At 74.9% G+C, this 17,849-nt stretch carries 18 protein-coding genes; 9 read left to right on the plus strand and 9 right to left on the minus strand.

From position 1 onward, the window contains the following. Position 1: 1 nt before the first annotated feature. Positions 2-721: an ABC transporter ATP-binding protein gene (locus ACU436_RS18115; protein ID WP_459026710.1), complete on the minus strand. Its 720-nt coding sequence runs from the start codon at positions 719-721 to the stop codon at positions 2-4. A 91-nt stretch (positions 722-812) separates the two neighbouring features. Next, positions 813-1,595 (minus strand): ABC transporter ATP-binding protein, encoded by a 783-nt coding sequence (locus ACU436_RS18120; RefSeq protein WP_459026712.1) that lies wholly within the window; start codon positions 1,593-1,595, stop codon positions 813-815. Positions 1,596-1,761: 166 nt separating this feature from the next. Here ACU436_RS18120 and ACU436_RS18125 point away from each other — a divergent pair, with 166 nt between their 5' ends. Further along, on the plus strand, positions 1,762-3,051 hold the full coding sequence (locus ACU436_RS18125) for a PucR family transcriptional regulator (RefSeq protein ID WP_459026714.1): 1,290 nt from the start codon (positions 1,762-1,764) through the stop codon (positions 3,049-3,051). On the opposite strand, the gene ACU436_RS18130 is transcribed toward ACU436_RS18125, so the two are convergent. Both ACU436_RS18130 and ACU436_RS18135 read right to left on the minus strand, forming a co-directional pair. After that, positions 2,975-4,015: an acyltransferase family protein gene (locus ACU436_RS18130; protein ID WP_459026716.1), complete on the minus strand. Its 1,041-nt coding sequence runs from the start codon at positions 4,013-4,015 to the stop codon at positions 2,975-2,977. The two genes, ACU436_RS18125 and ACU436_RS18130, sit on opposite strands and share 77 nt — an antisense overlap. Positions 4,016-4,074: 59 nt before the next feature. Beyond that, positions 4,075-4,707 carry a TetR/AcrR family transcriptional regulator gene (locus tag ACU436_RS18135; RefSeq protein ID WP_459026717.1) on the minus strand — a complete coding sequence of 211 codons (633 nt, stop codon included), beginning with the start codon at positions 4,705-4,707 and terminating at the stop codon, positions 4,075-4,077. Between the two features lie 62 nt (positions 4,708-4,769). Here ACU436_RS18135 and ACU436_RS18140 point away from each other — a divergent pair, with 62 nt between their 5' ends. After that, the gene (locus ACU436_RS18140; RefSeq protein ID WP_459026718.1) at positions 4,770-6,011 is read left to right on the plus strand and encodes an MFS transporter; all 1,242 of its coding nucleotides are present in this window, start codon (positions 4,770-4,772) and stop codon (positions 6,009-6,011) included. 56 nt (positions 6,012-6,067) lie between these two features. Continuing rightward, a complete protein-coding gene (locus tag ACU436_RS18145) occupies positions 6,068-7,066 on the plus strand; it encodes an endonuclease/exonuclease/phosphatase family protein (RefSeq protein ID WP_459026720.1) in 999 nt (332 codons plus the stop codon). Positions 7,067-7,137: 71 nt separating this feature from the next. Here ACU436_RS18145 and ACU436_RS18150 read toward each other — a convergent pair whose 3' ends face one another. After that, positions 7,138-8,319, minus strand: a complete 1,182-nt coding sequence (locus tag ACU436_RS18150; protein WP_459026721.1) for an FAD-dependent monooxygenase — start codon at positions 8,317-8,319, stop codon at positions 7,138-7,140. Between the two features lie 62 nt (positions 8,320-8,381). Between ACU436_RS18150 and ACU436_RS18155 the strand changes: the two genes are divergently transcribed. The 4 genes from ACU436_RS18155 (at position 8,382) to ptsP (ending at position 13,213) form a co-directional block, all read left to right on the plus strand. After that, positions 8,382-8,990: a TetR/AcrR family transcriptional regulator gene (locus ACU436_RS18155; protein WP_459026723.1), complete on the plus strand. Its 609-nt coding sequence runs from the start codon at positions 8,382-8,384 to the stop codon at positions 8,988-8,990. Between the two features lie 38 nt (positions 8,991-9,028). Next, a complete protein-coding gene (dhaK, locus tag ACU436_RS18160) occupies positions 9,029-10,030 on the plus strand; it encodes a dihydroxyacetone kinase subunit DhaK (protein ID WP_459026725.1) in 1,002 nt (333 codons plus the stop codon). Then, positions 10,030-10,671 (plus strand): dihydroxyacetone kinase subunit DhaL, encoded by a 642-nt coding sequence (gene dhaL, locus ACU436_RS18165; protein WP_459026727.1) that lies wholly within the window; start codon positions 10,030-10,032, stop codon positions 10,669-10,671. Before dhaK ends, dhaL begins: the two co-directional genes overlap by 1 nt. Positions 10,672-10,765: 94 nt before the next feature. Then, positions 10,766-13,213 (plus strand): phosphoenolpyruvate--protein phosphotransferase, encoded by a 2,448-nt coding sequence (ptsP, locus tag ACU436_RS18170; protein ID WP_459026729.1) that lies wholly within the window; start codon positions 10,766-10,768, stop codon positions 13,211-13,213. Here ptsP and ACU436_RS18175 read toward each other — a convergent pair whose 3' ends face one another. Continuing rightward, the gene (locus ACU436_RS18175; RefSeq protein WP_459026731.1) at positions 13,214-13,657 is read right to left on the minus strand and encodes a L,D-transpeptidase; all 444 of its coding nucleotides are present in this window, start codon (positions 13,655-13,657) and stop codon (positions 13,214-13,216) included. Positions 13,658-13,829: 172 nt separating this feature from the next. Between ACU436_RS18175 and ACU436_RS18180 the strand changes: the two genes are divergently transcribed. After that, a complete protein-coding gene (locus ACU436_RS18180; RefSeq protein ID WP_459026733.1) occupies positions 13,830-14,732 on the plus strand; it encodes a dihydrodipicolinate synthase family protein in 903 nt (300 codons plus the stop codon). Positions 14,733-14,737: 5 nt separating this feature from the next. After that, the gene (locus ACU436_RS18185) at positions 14,738-15,562 is read left to right on the plus strand and encodes an HAD-IIA family hydrolase (protein WP_459026735.1); all 825 of its coding nucleotides are present in this window, start codon (positions 14,738-14,740) and stop codon (positions 15,560-15,562) included. Here ACU436_RS18185 and ACU436_RS18190 read toward each other — a convergent pair. The 3 genes from ACU436_RS18190 to dtd all read right to left on the minus strand — a co-directional run bounded on the left by ACU436_RS18190 (position 15,529) and on the right by dtd (position 17,843). Next, positions 15,529-16,041 carry a flavin reductase family protein gene (locus tag ACU436_RS18190; RefSeq protein ID WP_459026737.1) on the minus strand — a complete coding sequence of 171 codons (513 nt, stop codon included), beginning with the start codon at positions 16,039-16,041 and terminating at the stop codon, positions 15,529-15,531. The genes ACU436_RS18185 and ACU436_RS18190 overlap by 34 nt on opposite strands. A gap of 155 nt (positions 16,042-16,196) precedes the next feature. Continuing rightward, positions 16,197-17,264 carry a sigma-70 family RNA polymerase sigma factor gene (locus tag ACU436_RS18195; RefSeq protein WP_459026739.1) on the minus strand — a complete coding sequence of 356 codons (1,068 nt, stop codon included), beginning with the start codon at positions 17,262-17,264 and terminating at the stop codon, positions 16,197-16,199. A gap of 153 nt (positions 17,265-17,417) precedes the next feature. Further along, a complete protein-coding gene (dtd, locus tag ACU436_RS18200) occupies positions 17,418-17,843 on the minus strand; it encodes a D-aminoacyl-tRNA deacylase (RefSeq protein ID WP_459026741.1) in 426 nt (141 codons plus the stop codon). Between the last annotated feature and the right edge of the window lie 6 nt (positions 17,844-17,849).

Genomic DNA, 17,849 nt, shown 5'->3' on the forward strand with positions numbered 1-17,849 from the left:
CCTAGAACCCGAGGTAGGCGTGGCGGAGGGCGTCGTCGGCCGCGAGATCGGCGGCGGCCTCGCGGGCCACCACGCGGCCGAGGTTCAGCACGATCCCGGTGTCGGCGATGGACAGGGCGCTGCGCGCGTTCTGCTCGACGAGCAGCACGGTCGTGCCGTCCTCGTCGACGAGCCCGCGCAGCAGCTCGAAGATCTGCGCGACGATCCGCGGCGCCAGCCCGAGCGACGGCTCGTCCAGCAGCAGCACCGACGGCCCGGTGAGCAGCGCGCGCCCGATCACCAGCATCTGCCGCTCACCGCCGGAGAGCACGTGCGCGTCCCGGCGACGGCGCTCGGCCAGCGGCGGGAACATCTCGTACACCTGCGCGAGCCCGCGGGCGGTCCTCCGGCGGGACGCCCCGAGCATCGCCCCGAGCCGCAGGTTCTCCTCCACCGTCAGCTCGGTGATCACGCCCCGGCCCTCGGGCACGTGCGCGATGCCGGCGCGGGCGATCGCCTCGGCAGGGGCGCGGGTGAGGTCGGCGCCGTCGAGCAGCACCTGCCCCGCCTGCGGCCGCACCAGCCCGGAGATCGTGCGCAGCAGCGTGGTCTTGCCCGCCCCGTTCGCCCCGAGCACCGCGGTGATCTGCCCCGGCTCCGCGACGAGATCCACCTCGTCGACGGCGACGACGGCCCCGTAGGAGGTGGTGAGCCCCCGCACCTCGAGGCTGCCGGTGCTCATGCGCGGTCCCCGGGGAAGTTCAGGAAAGCCACATTCATGAACCTGCAGTACATGAATGTGGCTTTCCTGAACTTCGGAGGTAGCACGTCGATCACTTCCGCGCCTCCTCGCCCAGGTAGGCGTCGATGACCGCCTGGTCGTCCCGCACCTCGTCCGGCGTGCCGTCGGCCACCACCCGGCCGAAGTCCAGCACCGTGATGCGGTCGCAGACGTCCATCACCAGGTCCATGTGGTGCTCCACCAGCACCACCGACATCCGGGTCGTGAGGCCGCGGATCAGCTCCCCGAGCTCGGCCATCTCGCCGGCGCCGAGGCCGCTCGCGGGCTCGTCGAGCAGCAGCAGGTCCGGCTCGGTGGCGAGCGCCCGGGCCAGCGCCACGCGCTTCTGCACGGCGTAGGGGAGGCTCCCGGGCAGGCGGTCGGCGTAGTCGTCGGCGCCCAGCTCGGTGAGGGCGGCCATGGCGCGCTCGCGGAGCGCCCGTTCGTCGCGGTCGGAGCGGGAGAGCGCGAAGAGGGTGGACGCGAACCCGGCGCGGCGGTGCCGGTCGGCGCCGACCATCACGTTCTCGGCCACCGTGAGCCCGCGGAACAGCCCGACGCCCTGCAACGTGCGGGCGACGCCCATCGCGGCGAGCCGGTGCGGGCGCAGGTCGTGCACCGGCCGGCCGTGGCGCAGCACCTCGCCCGCGTCGGGGCGCACGAAGCCGCAGCAGACGTTGAACAGCGTGGTCTTGCCCGCGCCGTTCGGCCCGATCACGCCGTGGACGGCGGCCGGGGCGACGTCGAGCGAGACGTCGTCCAGCGCGACGAGGCCGCCGAACCGGACACCGACCCCGGCCACCGCGAACACCGGGCTCGCTTCGGGCGGGTTCACGGTGTGCGTCCTCCCGGTGGGTAGGTGGCGGCGGTGCCCCGGGTCACACTTTGGGCGCAGCGCCCAAGCAGCGCCATGGGCGCGGCGCCCAGCATCGGGGCTGTGAATGTGGGCGGTGCGCCCGTAGGTCTGGACTCCGATGTGCGCGCTGCTGCACAGTGCCGGGATGCTGCCCACCGGGCGCCCCGGTCGCCGGTTGCCGCCGGCCGCCGACGAGGCGCTGCGGGTACTCGGTTCGGCGCTGCTGGACGACGTCGACGGTCTCGCCGATCGCCTCACCGTGCTCGTGCTGCAGCGGGAGCCGGTCTACGCCGAGCTGGACATGATCGACGAGCTGCGGGTGGCCTGCCGGGCCAACCTCGAGCGCGGGGTCCAGGTGATCGCCGACCAGGTGCCGGACGGCGTCGACCCCGAGGACACGTCCTACGACACCGGCCGGCGCCGGGCCCGCGAGGGGGTGCCCCTGGAGGTCGTGCTGCGCGCCTACCGGTTGGGCGGGCGCGTGCTGTGGGACGCGCTGCTGGAGGTGTCGCGGCGCCGGTTCGCCGGCGGTTACGACGAGGCCCTGCTGGACGCGGCGAGCTACGTCTGGCGGGTCAACGACAGCAGCTCGTCGGCTCTGGTCCACGCCTATCGGCAGGAGGAGCTGCGCCTGCACAGCCACGACCTGGGGCGCCGGCACGCGGTCCTCGACGGGCTGATCGAGGGGCGTGGCAGCGATCCCGCCTTCCTGCGCGACGCCGCCACCGTGCTCGGCCTTCCCGAGCGCGGGCCGGTGCTGTGCGTCGTCGCCCCGGTCGACCCGTCGGGGGAGGAGGTGCTGCGCGGCGCGCAGGAGGCGCTCGCGGCCGTCGGCGTCGCGTCGGCGTGGTTCCTGCGCCCACGGGACGAGGTCGGCGTCGCGGCGCTCGGGCACCGCCCGCCGCAGATCGCCCTGGACGCCCTGCGCCCGTGCGCGGCCGGCCGGGTGGGCGTCTCGCCGGTGGTCGACGGGCTGGGGGCGCTCGACACCGGCTACCGGCTGGCCCGGACCGCCGCCCGCACGCTCGACGCCCCCGGTCTCGCCGTCCTGGAGGAGCGGCTGCCCGAGGCGCTGCTCGCCGACAGCCCCGAGCTCGCCCCGCGCGTGGTCCGCGCCGGCCTCGGCGGCCTCCTCGACCTCCCGCCCGGCGACCGGGACACGCTCCTGCAGACGCTGGAGGAGCTGCTCGCCGCGGGCGGGTCTCCCACGCACGCGGCCACCGCGCTCTTCTGCCACCGCAACACCGTGATCTACCGCATGCGCCGCATCGAGGCCGCCACCGGCCGCTCGGTCGGCGATCCCCGGGACCGCCTGCTCCTCACGCTCGGCCTGCTGGCTGCCCGGACCCCCGGTGTGCTCAGCGCTGGTACGCGAACCGGGGCGGCAGCTCGAACAGCCACCTCGCGCCCAGACCCACCAGCACGCGATGGGTGAGGAGGGAGAGCACGGTGAGCAGCGCGACCATGACCAGCGGGAGCGCGTATCCGGCGCCGGGCGGCAGGTCGAGGTGCCGCACCCCGATCATGATCGCGGCCAGCCACAGCATGTGGACGAGGTAGATCGGCAGCGTCTGCCGCCCGAGCACGACCAGCGGCCTGCCGATGCGGTACCGCGCGATCCACGCTGCGAACAGGATCCCGAAGCCGACCGCGAGGCACTGCAGGGCGAACGCGACGCCCAGGACCGCCCGGAGCCCGAACACCACCGCCACGCCCGCGGCCGCGACGCAGAGCACGGCCGCGGCCCCGGCCCGCAGGAGGCTGGTGAGCCCGGCCAGCCGCTCGACGAGCGGGCGGGCGTAGCAGCCGAGGAGGAAGAAGAACAGGAACCGCGACATGTACGTCCAGCGCGTGTCGCCGAACTCGACCATGCCGGCCCCGATGAGCGCCGAGAGCAGGCCGGCGGCCCCGAGCTGCAGCCACACCGGCAGCGGCCGCATCAGCTTCGCGGCCACGGCGAACACGGCGAGCGCGTAGAGGAACCACATGCTGGGCCCGGGCAGGAGCAGCGACAACGCGAACTCGACCGGGTTCGCCGAGTCGTCGGGATCCACCTCCGGCGGCACGACCGTGGCGAAGAACGTGAACCGGATGACCGTCCAGATCGCGAACAGGTAGAGGAAGAACGCGACCCGCTTGTGCAGGACCATCCGCCACGACGCGGCCAGCGGTGCCGCGGCGAACAGCCCGGACGCGACGAAGAACAGCGGCATCCGGAGCGAGGCGAGCGCCTCGTTGGCCGCGACGACCGCTGCCGGGGCCTGGCCGGATCGCTGCATGTACCAGACGGTGTGGTGGAGGACGACGAGGAGGATCGACATCCCCTTGGCGGCGTCGACCCACCCGAGGCGATGCCTCGCGGTCGATCGCTCGGTCGTCTCCGGGGCTGCCGCCGCCATCCCACCCACTCCGCTGGTCGCCTGCCTTTCGCGCGATCGGCGAACAGGGTGGCAGTCGATCACTGTGACGAAGCTGAGACCCGGTAGAGGGCGTCGACGGCGTCCAGGACCTGGCGGCGGGCCACGTCGGCGGGGTGGGTGCCGATCAGGACGTGGTAGGCGAGGCCCTCCGCGAGCGCGACGAGCCGGACCGCGGCGTGCTCCGGCCGCTCGCTGCTCGTGATCGCCCCCGCGGCGACCTCGCCGGCGACGATCCCGCCGATCCGGGCCCGCAGCTCCTCGTAGGCGTGGCGCAGGCGGGCGGCCACCCGCTCGTCGGCGAGGGCCTGGGCGGTGAAGGACTGCCGGATCCGCATGTGCGTGCGGGTGCCGGCGTCGTGGGGAACCAGCTCGGTCAGCACGGCAGTGAGTACCGCGCGCGGCCGCGCGTCGCGGGCCGTGAGCGCGGCGATCCGGTCGACGGCCAGCTCGTTCGCCCGGTCGAACGCCGCTTCCAGCATCTCGTCCCGCGACGGGAAGTAGTGCTGCACCCGGCCCGCGGACACTCCCGCCGTCGCGGCCACCGCGGTCAGCGACACGGCCGCGATGCCGGCGTCACCCACCACGGCCAGCACCGCGTCGCAGATCTCCCGGCGCCGCACGTCCCGCTGGGCGCCCGGGCCCCGGGTCCGCGCCACCCGCACCTTTTCCATGCGGTCACATCGTAGTACTCTCCGAGTAAATCAATGTGATCGCATTGGAAAGGTGAACGGCGGTGCCGGCACGCCCCCCGGTCGGATTCCTGTCCTGCGCGGCCCAGTTCATGGTCGTGCTCGACGTGTCGGTCGTGAACGTCGCGCTGCCCTCGATCCGCGCCGCCCTCGGGTTCGACGCGGCGGGTGCGCAGTGGGTCGTCAACGGGTACGGGCTCGCCTTCGCCTGCTTCCTCCTGCTCGGCGGCCGCCTCGCGGACCTCTACGGGCTGCGGAGGGTGGTGGTGGGCGGTCTCGCGGTGTTCGGGGCCGCGAGCCTGGTCGGCGGGCTCGCCGCCACCCCGGCCGTGCTCGTCGGAGCGCGGGTCGTCCAGGGGCTCGGTGCCGCGGCGCTGGCCCCCGCCACCCTGACGCTGCTCACCACGACGTTCCCGGAGGGGCCGCGGCGGGTCCGGGCCATCGCCTGGTGGACCGCCGTCGGCCTGGCGGGCGGAACCGGCGGGAACCTGCTCGGCGGCGCGATCACCGAGTTCGCGTCCTGGCGGTGGACCCTCCTGATCAACGTGCCCCTCTGCGCAGCGGCCGGCGCCGTCGCACTGGCGCGCCTGCGCGACGAGCCGGCTCGACCGGCCGGGCCGGGCCTCGCCGCCCCGCTGTTCCCGCTGCGGCTGCTGGTGCTCCGGGCGGTGTCGACCGGCAACGCCCTCGCCGTCCTGGTCGCGGCCTGTCTCGTGCCGATGTGGTTCTTCCTGGCCTTCCTGATGCAGGACGGGCTGGGCTACGCGCCGTTGCAGACCGGGCTGGGCTTCCTCCCGCACACCCTGATCACCATGGTCGCCGGCACGTGGGTCGCCCCGAGGCTGATGCGGCGCTGGGACGCCCGCGTCGTCATCGCCGCCGGGGCGGCCGTGGCGGCACTCGGGTTCGGGTGGCAGGCGCTGAACGCGGTTCACCTCGACGGCGGGTACGTCGAGGAGATCCTGGGGCCGGCGGTCCTCATCTCCGCGGGCGGCGGGCTGCTCAACACCCCGATCACGTCCACCGTGACCTCCGGCGTTCCCCGCGCGGACGCCGGCGCCGCGTCCGGGCTGATGAACACCGCCAAGCAGTTCGGCGGCGCGGTCGGACTCGCGGTCCTGGTCGCCTTGGCGTCCGGCGGGGCCACGCTCGCCTACGCCCTGGCCTTCACGATGATGGCGCTCATCCTGGTGGCGGTCGGTCTCGGTGCCTGGCTGCTGCCGCGGCGGGACGGCTGGCACCATGCGGGGCGGGGGTTGGAACCGGCCGCCCGCCGCACTCGTTGACCCGATGCCCGCCGACGCGACTGCCGGGCCACCAACCGAGAGAGGAACCGGCATCGATGGCCCTGGTACCGCTGGTCACCGCGCTGGTGCGCCCGTTCGTCCCGCGGAGCGTGCGGCCCCACGTCGCGGCGAAGGTGTACACGGCCCACGCGCTCGCGCGGGGCGGCCTGCCCACGTTCGCCGCGGTCGTGCAGGCATGGCGTCCGCACATGGCGGCGTCCGCGGTGGCCGGTGCCGCGTTGCTGGCCACCCGCCGCCGCACCGCCCCGCTCGCCGCGGGCGTCGCGGCCGCCGGGCTGGCCGCGGGCGCGCCGGTGCTGCGGCGAGCCGCCCGGAAGCCGGCGGCTGCGCCGGGGCCGGCCGACGTCACCGTCCTCACCGCCAACGTGTGGCACGGGCGGGCCGACACCGGCGAGCTCGCCGCGCTGGTCGCCGCCGAACGCCCGCACTTCGTGGTGCTGCCCGAGGCGGGCGCCGACTTCCGCGACAAGCTCATGCCGCTCCTCGCCGGGCTCGGCTACCGCGCCTGGGTGGCGTCGGGCGGCGGTCACCGCGACGGCTACGACGTGCTCCTGCTGGTCGATGAGCGCGCGGGCGACGTGCGGGTGCGCGCCGCCCGCCGGATGCGGGTGCCGCACCTCGAGGCCACCGGCGGCGTCCTCGGTGCCCGCACCCTCTACGCCGTGCACCCCACGGCGCCGATGTCCCGGCGCAGCACCGCCCGCTGGCACGACGAGCTGGCCCTCATCGGGAGCTGGTGCGCCGGCCCGGTGGCACCGCTGGTGGCCGGTGACTTCAACGCCACATTCGACCACCCCGCCCTGCGCGCCGCCCTCGGCGGCTGCCGCAGCGCCGCCGAGGGCACGGGGAGCGCCCTGACCGGCACGTTCCCGGCCGGTGCGCCGCGATGGCTCGGCATCCAGATCGACCACGTTCTCGTGCCCGCGGACGCCGCGACCACCCGGTTCGAGGTGCTCGACCTCGCCGGCGCCGATCACCGCGCGGTGCTCGCCGGGGTCCGGTTGGAGGAGCCGTCTCGAGACGCCGGCTTCTGATTGGACGAACGGCACTCTCGTCCCGCCCTATCGGACGAGCGTGCCGTTCGTCCGGCAGGTGGCCTCCGCCCCTACCGGGCTGACGACGCCATTCGCCGCGCGGGCTTCGGTGTGAACCGGTACTTGGCCGCCAGCTTGCGCGCGGCGAGGGCCGAGGGCACGAGGCGTAGCAGCACGTCCCGCAGCCGGCCCCGCCACCCGGTGAGCCCGAGCAGCCGCTGCATCCGCCGGCTCTCCCGCTGCACCGCGTCGGTGCGGGGTCGCCGGCGGGCGTCGTAGTCCCGGAACGCGGCCGGCACGTCCGCCGCGGTGGCGCCGTCGAGGACGGCGCCCAGCGTGGCCGCGTCCTCGAACGCCTGGCAGGCGCCCTGGCCGAGGTCCGGCGTCATCGCGTGGCCCGCGTCGCCGATCAGGACGACGCGGCCGATCGCGAGGGTGGGCAGCGGCATGACCAGCTGCTGGGTCTCCGCGACGTGCACCGACTCCGCGGGCGTGACGTCGATCAGCGCGGTGACCGACGGGTGCCAGCCGTCCCGGCGGTCGCGCAGCCAGCCGTGGCGCTCGCCCGGATCGGCGGGCGACGAGCCGTGCCACGTGGCGTACCAGTAGACGCCGCCGTCGGCGAGCGGCAGGCAGCCGAAGCGGTCGCCGGTGTGGTGGTCGACGAACTCGCCGACCACCATCTCGACGCCGGCCGGTGCGGCCGGTGCGATCGCGCGCGCCGCGTACTCGCCGGAACCCGCGAGGCCCGGGTGGTCGGGCAGCAGCGCGGCCCGCAACGTGCTGTGGGCACCGTCGGCGACGATCACGGCGTCGGCGTGCACCGGGCCGCCACCCGTGCGCAGCTCGATGTGGTCGCCGGCGTTGTACAGCGTGATGACGGGTGTGTCGGTGAGGACGGTGCCGGGTGCGAGCGCGTCGACGAGCAGGCCGTACAGCCAGGAGCGGCGGACGACGACGAGCGGTGCCCCGGCCTGCTTGCGGACAGCGGCGAGGTCCGCGGTGAGCAGCGGCTTGCCGTGCCGGTCCAGCATGCAGCCCCCGGTGTGCAGCGGCCCGGTCTGCGCGCGCACGGGTTCCCCCAACCCGAGCGCGTCGAGCGCCAGCACCCCGTTGGGCATGATCCCGATGCCGGCGCCCGCATCGCGCAGCTCCGGTGTCCGTTCCAGCACGGTGACGGTGTGTCCGGCGCGATCCGCGGCCACCGCCGCTGCCAGACCACCGAGCCCCGCCCCGATGACCACGACGTGCATGATTCCCCCTCTACAACTGTAGAGTGGAGAGTAGACCACCTGTTCACGGATGTAGAGGGGATATGGGCGACCGCAGAACCGAGATCCTCGACGGCGCGCTGCGCGTGCTGGCCGAGCAGGGCATGCGGGGGCTCACCCACCGCGCGGTGGACGCGATCGCCGGCATCCCCCAGGGCAGCACCTCGTACTACTTCCGCAGCCGGTCCGCGCTCGTCATGGGCTGTGTCGAGCGGATAGTGGAGCTCGATCTGGCCATCGAGGCGCCGGCCGTCCGGGCCGTCCGGGACGATCACTCCGCGCTGGTGGACGTCCTCGTCGACACCGTTGTCTCGTTGGTCACAACACAGCGGTACCGCACGCTCGCGCGCTACGAGCTGAGCCTCGCCGCCATGCGGGATCCGGAGCTGCGCGACGCCATGGTGCGCGCCGGGAACACCGTCCGGGCCTTCGGCGCCCAGATGCTGCGGAAGCTCGGCGCCGCCGACGCCACCCGCTCGTCGGAGGAGCTCCTCGCGATGCTGGACGGCCTGCTGTTCACCATGCTCGTCCGCGGGCCGCACGAGCCTGCCGCGATCGCCGCCGCCCTCGGCCCGTCGGTGGAACGGGCGGTGCGGGCCCAGCTGAGTGTCTCGGGCACCAGGACCGTGGCGCAGGACACAAAGGAGTCGTAGGGTCCGCGAGATCGTCCCATCGTCGCGGAGGGCCGGGCGTGAAGAAGCTGATCAACGATCCTGCAGACGTTGTCACGGAGGCATTGAGCGGCATCGCCGCGGCCCACCCCGATCTGCGGGTCGACCTGGATCACAAGATCGTGTACCGGGCGGACGCGCCCGTACAGGGGAAGGTCGGGCTGCTGTCCGGCGGCGGCTCGGGGCACGAGCCGCTGCACGGCGGGTTCGTCGGGCCCGGCATGCTCGACGCCGCCTGCGCGGGCGAGGTGTTCACCTCACCGGTGCCCGACCAGATGCTCGAGGCCACGCGCGGCATCGACGGCGGCGCCGGCGTGCTGCACATCGTGAAGAACTACACCGGTGACGTCATGAACTTCGAGATGGCGGCCGAGCTCGCCGCCGCCGACACCGGCGTCGAGGTCGTCTCGGTCGTCACGAACGACGACGTCGCGGTGCAGGACAGCCTCTACACGGCCGGCCGGCGGGGGGTGGGCGTCACCGTGCTGGTCGAGAAGCTGGCCGGCGCCGCGGCCGACGAGGGACGCGACCTGGCCGGTGTGGCCGCGGTCGCCCGGCGGGTCAACGATGCCGGCCGCAGCATGGGCATGGCGCTCACGTCGTGCACGGTGCCGGCGGCCGGCCGGCCGACGTTCGACCTGCCCGAGGACGAGATGGAGATCGGCATCGGCATCCACGGCGAGCCGGGGAGGCGGCGGGTGCCGCTCGCACCGGCGCGTGAGGTCGCGGAGATGCTGGTGGAGCCGATCCTCGCCGACCGGGACTTCACCGGCGACGGCGGCGCGCTCCTGTTCGTCAACGGGATGGGCGGCACGCCGCTCCTGGAGCTGTACGTGATGTACCGCGAGGTCTCGCGGATCCTCGCGAAGGCCGGTGTGGAGGTCGCGCGGTCACTGGTCGGGCCGTACATCACGAGCCTGGAGATGGCCGGCTGCTCGGTCACCCTGCTGCAGATGGACGGCGAGCTGCTCCGGCTGTGGGACGCGCCGGTCCGCACCCCTGGCCTGCGCTGGGGCGCCTGATGGCCGACGGCTTCGCCGCGATCGACGCCGCCGCGCTCGGCCGCTGGGTCCGCGCGTTCGCGGCCGCCGTCGCCGAGAACGAGCACGAGCTCACCCGGCTCGACTCGGCGATCGGCGACGCCGACCACGGCGCGAACATGAACCGCGGCCTCAAGGCAGTGGTGGCGAAGCTCGACGAGGCCGCACCGACCGGCCCGGGCGCGCTGCTGAAGCAGACCGGCATGACGCTGGTCAGCACGGTCGGCGGTGCGAGCGGACCGCTCTACGGCACGTTCTTCCTGCGGATGGCCACCGCGATCGGCGACGCCGACCCGGTCGACCAGAAGCTGTTCGCCGGGGCCCTGCGGGCGGGCGTCGACGGTGTGGTCGCCCGCGGCAAGGCCGAGGCGGGCGACAAGACGATGTACGACGCGCTCGCCCCCGCCGTCGACGCCCTCGACGCCGCGCTGGGTGGCGAGGACACCTCGGGCGCGCTGCAGGCCGCGGCCGCCGCGGCGGCGCAGGGCCGGGACGCCACCACACCGATGCTGGCCCGCAAGGGCCGTGCCAGCTACCTGGGCGAGCGCAGCGTGGGCCACCAGGACCCCGGGGCGACCTCGGCGACGCTGCTCCTGCAGGCAGCGGTGGACACGCTGGGATGAAGCGGTCCCCCCACCCCTTCCGCCACCGCAGCAAGGTGGCTTTGCTCCGGTTCAACCGGAGCAAAGCCACCTTGCTGCAGGACGGGGCGGGCGGGTGAGTCCCCTCGTCGGGCTCGTCGTCGTCTCGCACAGTCGCGTGCTCGGCGAGGCCGCGGTGGCGCTCGCTCGGGAGATGGCGCCGGGGGAGCTTGCGATCGAGGTGGCCGCCGGGCTCGACGGGACCACGTTCGGCACCGACGCCGTCGCCATCGCCGCGGCGCTCGGGGCCGCCGACTCCGGGGCCGGCGTCGTCGTGCTGATGGACCTCGGCAGCGCCGTGCTGTCGGCGGAGCTGGCGCTCGACCTGCTCGACGACCCGGATGCGCGGGACCGCGTCGTGCTGTGCCCGGCGCCGCTGGTGGAGGGGCTCGTCGTCGCGGCCGTCACGGCGGCGGGCGGGGCGGACCGGGAGGAGGTGGCCGCCGAGGCCGCTGCCGCGCTCGGGGGGAAGCGGACGCAGCTGGGCGCGCCGGCGGAGGCGGGCCCGGCCCCGGTGGCGGACGCCGAGGTCACCGCCGGGTTCACCGTCGCCAACGCCCACGGGCTGCACGCGCGCCCCGCCGCGCGGCTGGCCACCCTCGTCCGGGGCCTGGACGGGGCCGAGGTGCGCGTGCGCAACGCCACCACGGGCTCGGGCTGGATCCCGGCAGCGAGCCTGGCCGGCCTGACCGCGCTGGGGGCGCTGGCCGGGCACCGCGTCGAGGTCGGTGCGGCGGGGCCGGGCGCCGCCGCGGCCGTGGAGGCGGTCCTGGCGCTCGCGGACCGGCAGTTCGACGAGGCGCCCGGGGCGGCGCCGGCTCCGTCCCCACCTCCGTCCGCCGCGGGCCCGCTCGCGGCGTCGCCCGGGATCGGGATCGGACCCAAGCGCACGGCCGAGCCGCCGGCACCGGTGGTGCCGGACGAGCCCGCGGGCGAGCCGGCCGCCGAGCGCACGCGGCTGGACGCGGCGCTGGCGGTGGCCGCGGCGGAGATCCGCACCGGCCGCGACACCGCCGCGCGGGAGCTGGGTGAGGCGGAGGCGGCGATCTTCGACGCCCACCTCCTGCTCCTCGACGACCCCGCCCTGCTCGCCGACGCCCGCTCCGGCATCGACGGCGGGGCGTCCGCGCCGCGGGCCTGGTCGGACGCGGCGGAGCGCGTCGCGGCCGCGTGGGCGGCCGTGCCCGACCCGTATCTCGCGGCGCGGGCGGCCGACGTGCGCGCCGTCTCCGCGCAGGTGCTGCAGGCGCTCGTCGGCGGCCCCGCCCTCGTCCCGGCGGACGGGGCCGGCCCGGCGGCCGTGCTCGTTGCGAGGGACCTCACGCCGGCGCAGGCCGCTGCGCTCGACCCCGAGCGGGTGGCCGGCGTCGTGCTCGCCGCGGGGAGCCCCACCGCGCACAGCGCGATCCTGCTCCGGGCCCGCGGGGTGCCCTCGGTCGTCGCGGCCGGCCCGGCCGTGCTCGGCGTACCGGACGGCACCCCGGTCGCCCTCGACGGCGGCGCGGGCGAGCTGGCCGTCGACCCGGCGCCGGACGTGCTCGCCGCTTTCCGGGAGCGGGCCGCCGCGCGAGCGGAGCGGGAGGCCCGGGCGCGCCGGCGGGCGGCGGCCCCGGCCGTGACGCGTGACGGCGTCGGCGTGCTCGTCGGCGCGAACGTCGGCTCGCCCGCGGACGCCACCGCGGCCGCGGCGTCCGGGGCGGACCTGGTGGGGCTCCTGCGCACCGAGTTCCTGTTCCTCGGCCGCACCGCGGCGCCGGACGTCGACGAGCAGGAGGTGGCCTACCGCGAGGTCGCGGCCGCGCTCGGCGGCCACCGGGTCACGATCCGCACGCTCGACGTCGGCGGCGACAAGCCGCTGCCCTACCTGCCGCTCCCGGCCGAGGCCAACCCGTTCCTCGGCCTGCGCGGCATCCGGCTCGCCGCCGACCACCCCGGCCTGCTCGCCGACCAGCTCCTCGCCGCCGTGCGGGTGGCGCACGAGACGCCGGTGAGCCTGATGTTCCCGATGGTCGCCACGCTCGACGAGCTGGTGGTGGCACGCCGTGCCCTGGACGCCGCGATCGCCGCGGACGGCCGGGGCACGCCGCCCGGCCTGCAGGTCGGGATCATGGTGGAGGTGCCCGCCACGGCGCTCAAGGCGGCCGCGTTCGTGCCCCACGTCGATTTCTTCAGCATCGGCACCAACGACCTCACCCAGTACGCGCTGGCCGCCGAGCGGGGCAACCCGGGCGTCGCGGCGCTGGCCGACCCCCTCGACCCCGGCGTGCTCCGCCTCGTCGACGCCGTGTGCCGGGCGGCGGGGGAGCGGGCGCTCGTCGCGGTGTGCGGCGAGGCCGCGGCCGACCCGCTCGCCGCGCAGCTGCTCGTGGGGCTCGGGGTGCGCGAGCTCAGCACCGCGCCTCCCGCCGTGCCGGGCACGAAGCAGGTGGTGCGGGAGCTCGACGCGGCCCTTGCCGCCCAGCGCGCCGCCGCTGCCCTGACGGCCGACGGCCCCGCCGCAGTCCGCGAGGTCCATGAGCCGTGATCAGCGGCGGACCTGGACCTCGTCACCGGGCTGCAGGGCCTCGTAGAACTCCGCTGCCGCGCCCGCCGAGAGGCGGACGCAGCCGTGCGAGCGCGAGTCGCGGTCGCCCTCGTGGAAGGCCACGCCGCCGCGCGTGAAGAACACCGCGTGGGGCATGGGGGCGTTGTCGTAGACGCGGCTGCGGTGGTCGTCGTCCTTGTAGGTCACGACGAACCGCCCGGCCGGGGTGCGGTGCCCCTGGCCGCCCGCGGTCACCTGGACCGGCCCGTACGCCACGTCACCACGGTCCATCAGCCAGGCCGTGCCCTCGGACAGGTCCACGCACGCCCGGGCCGTGGCGTCGCAGGGGGCCGGTTCGGCCGCGGCGGGCGCCGTGGCGAACAGCACGCCGGCGGCCGTGGCCGTGGTCAGGGTCGCGCCGGCGAGGGGCCGTGCGAGCCGCATGGGAGGCGTCCTCCTCGGAGGTCGGGGAAGGGGGACGGTGGGAGCCTTCCCCAGCCCGGCCCGCCCCATGCGTGGAGAACGAGCCCGGATTCGCCTGCGACACTTCCGACATGCTGCGCAGTGCACCGGCCCGCTACCGACACCTCGCCGAGCTCGTGCGGTCGGGGCGCCTGTGATCACCGGAGTCTGCCCGGTCCTCGAGGTCCCCTTCACCGCCGCCGGCGAGGTGGACGACAACGGCTTCGTCCGCGTCACCGAGCACGTCATGGGCACCGGGGTCGGGGGAGTGATGTTCCCCGGGTTCGCCTCCGAGTTCCCGAAGCTGGACGACGCCGAGCGCGCCCGCCTGACCGGGCTGGTCCTGCGGGCGGGCCACGCGCACGGGGTGCCGGTGGTCGTCTCGGTGCCCGACCACGCAACGGTGGTGGCGATCCGGCGCGCCCGGGAGGCGGTGGACGCGGGTGCGGCGGCGATCAACATCCTGCCGCCGCACCTGTTCGCCCCGTCCCCGCCGCAGGTGCGCCGCCACGTCGAGGCCGTGCTGGACGCCGTCGCCGGCACGCCCGTCGTGCTCCAGTACGCCCCGGCGCAGACCGGCACCGCGCTGGACCCGGAGATCATCCGCACGCTCGCCGGACGCCACGGCGCCGGCCTGCAGGTGAAGGTCGAGGCGGTGCCGCCCGGCCCGGTCATGAGCGCGCTGGCCGCCGGGTCGTCGCCGATCGGGTGCCTGATCGGGTACGCCGGGGTCCAGCTGCCGGACGGCCTGCGTCGCGGGGCGGTGGGCGTGCAGCCGGGGTGCTCGTTCACGGAGATCTACGTCGAGATCTGGCGGCTGTGGCACGCGGGCCGCGCCGCCGACGCGGAGGCACTGCACCGCAGGTTGCTGCCCTACATCGCGTACTGGATGCAGCAGGTCGAGCTGATCGTGCAGGCCGAGAAGACGATCTCCCGGCGGCGCGGCCTGATCGCGGACGACCACTGCCGCGTACCGGGGCGACCGCTGGACGGCCCGGAGTCGGCCGACGTGGACCGGTTCCTGGCGGAGTTCGCCGACCTCCTCCCCACCCCGTGAGCGGGATGCCGGCGTTCGACGCCTACGTCTTCGACCTGGACGGCACCGTCTACCTCGGCGACGCGCTGCTGCCCGGCGTGGCGGACCTGATGGCCGCGATCGAACGGTCGGGGCGACGGCGGGTGTTCCTGACCAACAACCCGACCCGGTCCCGGCAGGACTACGCGGCCAAGCTCGACCGGCTCGGCGTGCGTGCCCGACCGGACGAGGTGATCACGAGCGCGACGATCACGGCGACCTGGATCGCCCGGCACGAGCCGGACGCCGGGTGCTTCCTGCTCGGTGAGCAGGTGCTGGCCGACACCCTGCTGGCCGCGGGGATCCGGCTCACCGACCGCGCCGAGGACACGACGCTCGTCGTCGCGAGCTACGACCGCGGCCTGACCTACGACAAGCTGCGGACCGCCTTCACGGCCCTGTGGCGACGCCCGCAGACGCGACTGATCGCCACGCACCCGGACGCGTTCTGCCCGCTCGGCCCGGGCCTCGGAGAACCGGACGCGGGGGCCGTCATCGCCGCCGTGGAGGCGAGTACCGGCCGCAGGTGCGAGGCCGTGCTCGGCAAGCCGAACCCGGACGCCCTGCGCACCGCGCTGGCGCTGGTCGGCGTCCGCCCCGAGCGGGCGGTGATGGTCGGCGACCGGCTCGCGACCGACATCGCGATGGGCCGGGCGGCGGGCACCGCCACCGCCCTGGTCCTCAGCGGCGACAGCACGCGCGAGGACGTCGCCGGGGTGGCGCGCGACCGCCGGCCCACCTACGTCCTGGACCGCATCGACGCCCTCGTCGCTGGCGATCAGGCCGTCGGTGGCACGGCGGTGACGCCGTAGCGGCCGCGGTAGTACAGGAGCGGGTGGCGCTCGGGGGTGGCGCCGAGGTCCAGGACGCGCCCGACGGCGATGGTGTGGTCGCCGCCGTCGTACTCGTTCCAGAGGGTGCAGTCGATCCAGGCGCTGACGCCGTCCAGCACGGGCGAGCCGGACGGGCTCGCCCGCCAGGGAACACCCGCGAACTTGTCGAGGCCCGCACCGCCGGAGCGGGCGAAACCGGCGGAGAGCTCCTGGTGGTCGGCGGCCAGCACGTTCACGCAGAACGTCTCGGCCTCGCGGATCTGCGGCCAGGTGGACGACGTGCGCGAGGCGGCGAAGCTGACCAGCGGCGGGTCCAGCGACAGCGAGGCGAACGACTGGCAGGTGAAGCCGATCGGGCCACCCGGGGTGGCCGCGGTGACCACGACGATGCCGGACACGAAGTGCCCGAGCACCTCGCGCATCACCGCGGGGGAGACGGGTCCGGCGGGAGCACCCATGACCGTGAGCCTAGGCGACTCGATCGTGTGAAGCTGGGCTCTCGCCGGTGCGCCACGGGTGGGGCGATCCGGCCGAGCAGGTACACAGTGCGCTGGCCGGCGCCACCCGGCTCACGGGGAGCCCATTCGGGTGGCGCCGGTCAGGTACCTCGGGGTCAGCTCGCGTAGGCGCGCAGCCGGTCGGCGCGCTCGCCGATCCGCAGCTTCGCCATGACCTCGCGCTCGATCTGGCGCACGCGCTCGCGGGAGAGCCCGAAGCGGCGGCCGATCTGGTCGAGCGTGCGCGGCTGGCCGTCGTCGAGGCCGTAGCGCATCCGGATGACCTGCTGCTCGCGGTCCTCCAGGGTGGCGAGCACCCGGCGGAGGTCGTCGTGCAGGAGGTGCGAGATCACGGTGGTCTCGGCGTCGGTGGCCTCGCCGTCCTCGATGAAGTCGCCGAGCGGCGCCTCCTCCTCGGACCCGACGGGCATGTCGAGGCTCACCGGGTCGCGGGCGTGGTCGAGCAGGTCGGCGATCTTCTCCTCGGCGATGCCCGACTCCGTGGCCAGCTCCTCGTGGGTGGCGTCGCGGCCGAGCTTCTGGTGCAGGTCGCGCTTGATCCGTGCCAGCTTGTTGACCTGCTCGACGAGGTGGACGGGCAGGCGGATGGTGCGGGCCTGGTCGGCCATGCCACGCGTGATGGCCTGGCGGATCCACCACGTGGCGTAGGTCGAGAACTTGAAGCCCTTGGTGTAGTCGAACTTCTCGACCGCGCGGATCAGGCCGAGGTTGCCCTCCTGGATCAGGTCCAGCAGCGGCATGCCGCGACCCGTGTAGCGCTTGGCCAGCGAGACGACGAGGCGCAGGTTGGCCTCGAGCAGGTGGTTGCGGGCCCGTCGCCCGTCGCGGACGATCGCCCGCAGGTCGGCGGCGTACTGCTTGTCGAGCTCGCCGGGAGCGGACTCGTCGAGCACGTGCTGCGCGAACACGCCGGCCTCGATCCGCCTGGCCAGCTCGACCTCCTGCGCCGCCGTCAGCAGCGCGGTCTTGCCGATCCCGTTCAGGTAGACACGCACCAGGTCGGCCGCGGGGCTCTGGGCGTCGAGGTCCTCGGCGGAGATCTCCGGGGCGATCTCATCGGTACGCTCGCCAAGACTGGAACCCAGGGCGGCGGAGTCGGTACGCTGGCCCGGGATGGCGGGCCGTGCAGTCCTCGCGGGCCCGTTGATGGTGGGCGCTGTCATGTGGTCCTCCCCTTGCGCGACCCGGACGGGGCGTTGGGCTACAGCCGTCCGCCCGGGGCTCTCACTGGGGGTCAACGCCCCCTGAGTTCATATCGTTCCCAGAGTGAGCGCATGCACTCATGTACTCTCAGCGCGCCCTCAGCCGGCCCGGAGTCACACCTCCACGAGCACCGTGAACGGCCCGTCGTTGACCGATTCCACGGCCATCATCGCGCCGAACACTCCGGTGGCCACCGGTGCACCGCGCTCCCGCAACGCCGCCACCACGGCTTCCACCAGCGGTTCTGCGTGCCCCGGTGGGGCGGCGGCCGACCAGGACGGGCGCCTGCCCTTGCGGGTCTCGCCGTAGAGCGTGAACTGGCTCACCACCAGCAGCGGCGCGCCCGCGTCGGCGCAGGACACCTCGCCGGGGAGGATCCGCAGCTCGTGCAGTTTCCGGGCCATCACGGGAACGGCGGCCGCGGTGTCGTCGCGGTGCACGCCGAGCAGTACCAGCAGACCGGGGCCGTCGATCTCGCCGACGACCGCACCGTCCACCCGCACCGCCGCCCGGGTGACGCGCGCCACGACCGCCTTCATGTGGCG

The organism is Pseudonocardia wallangbongensis (genome assembly GCF_054486945.1).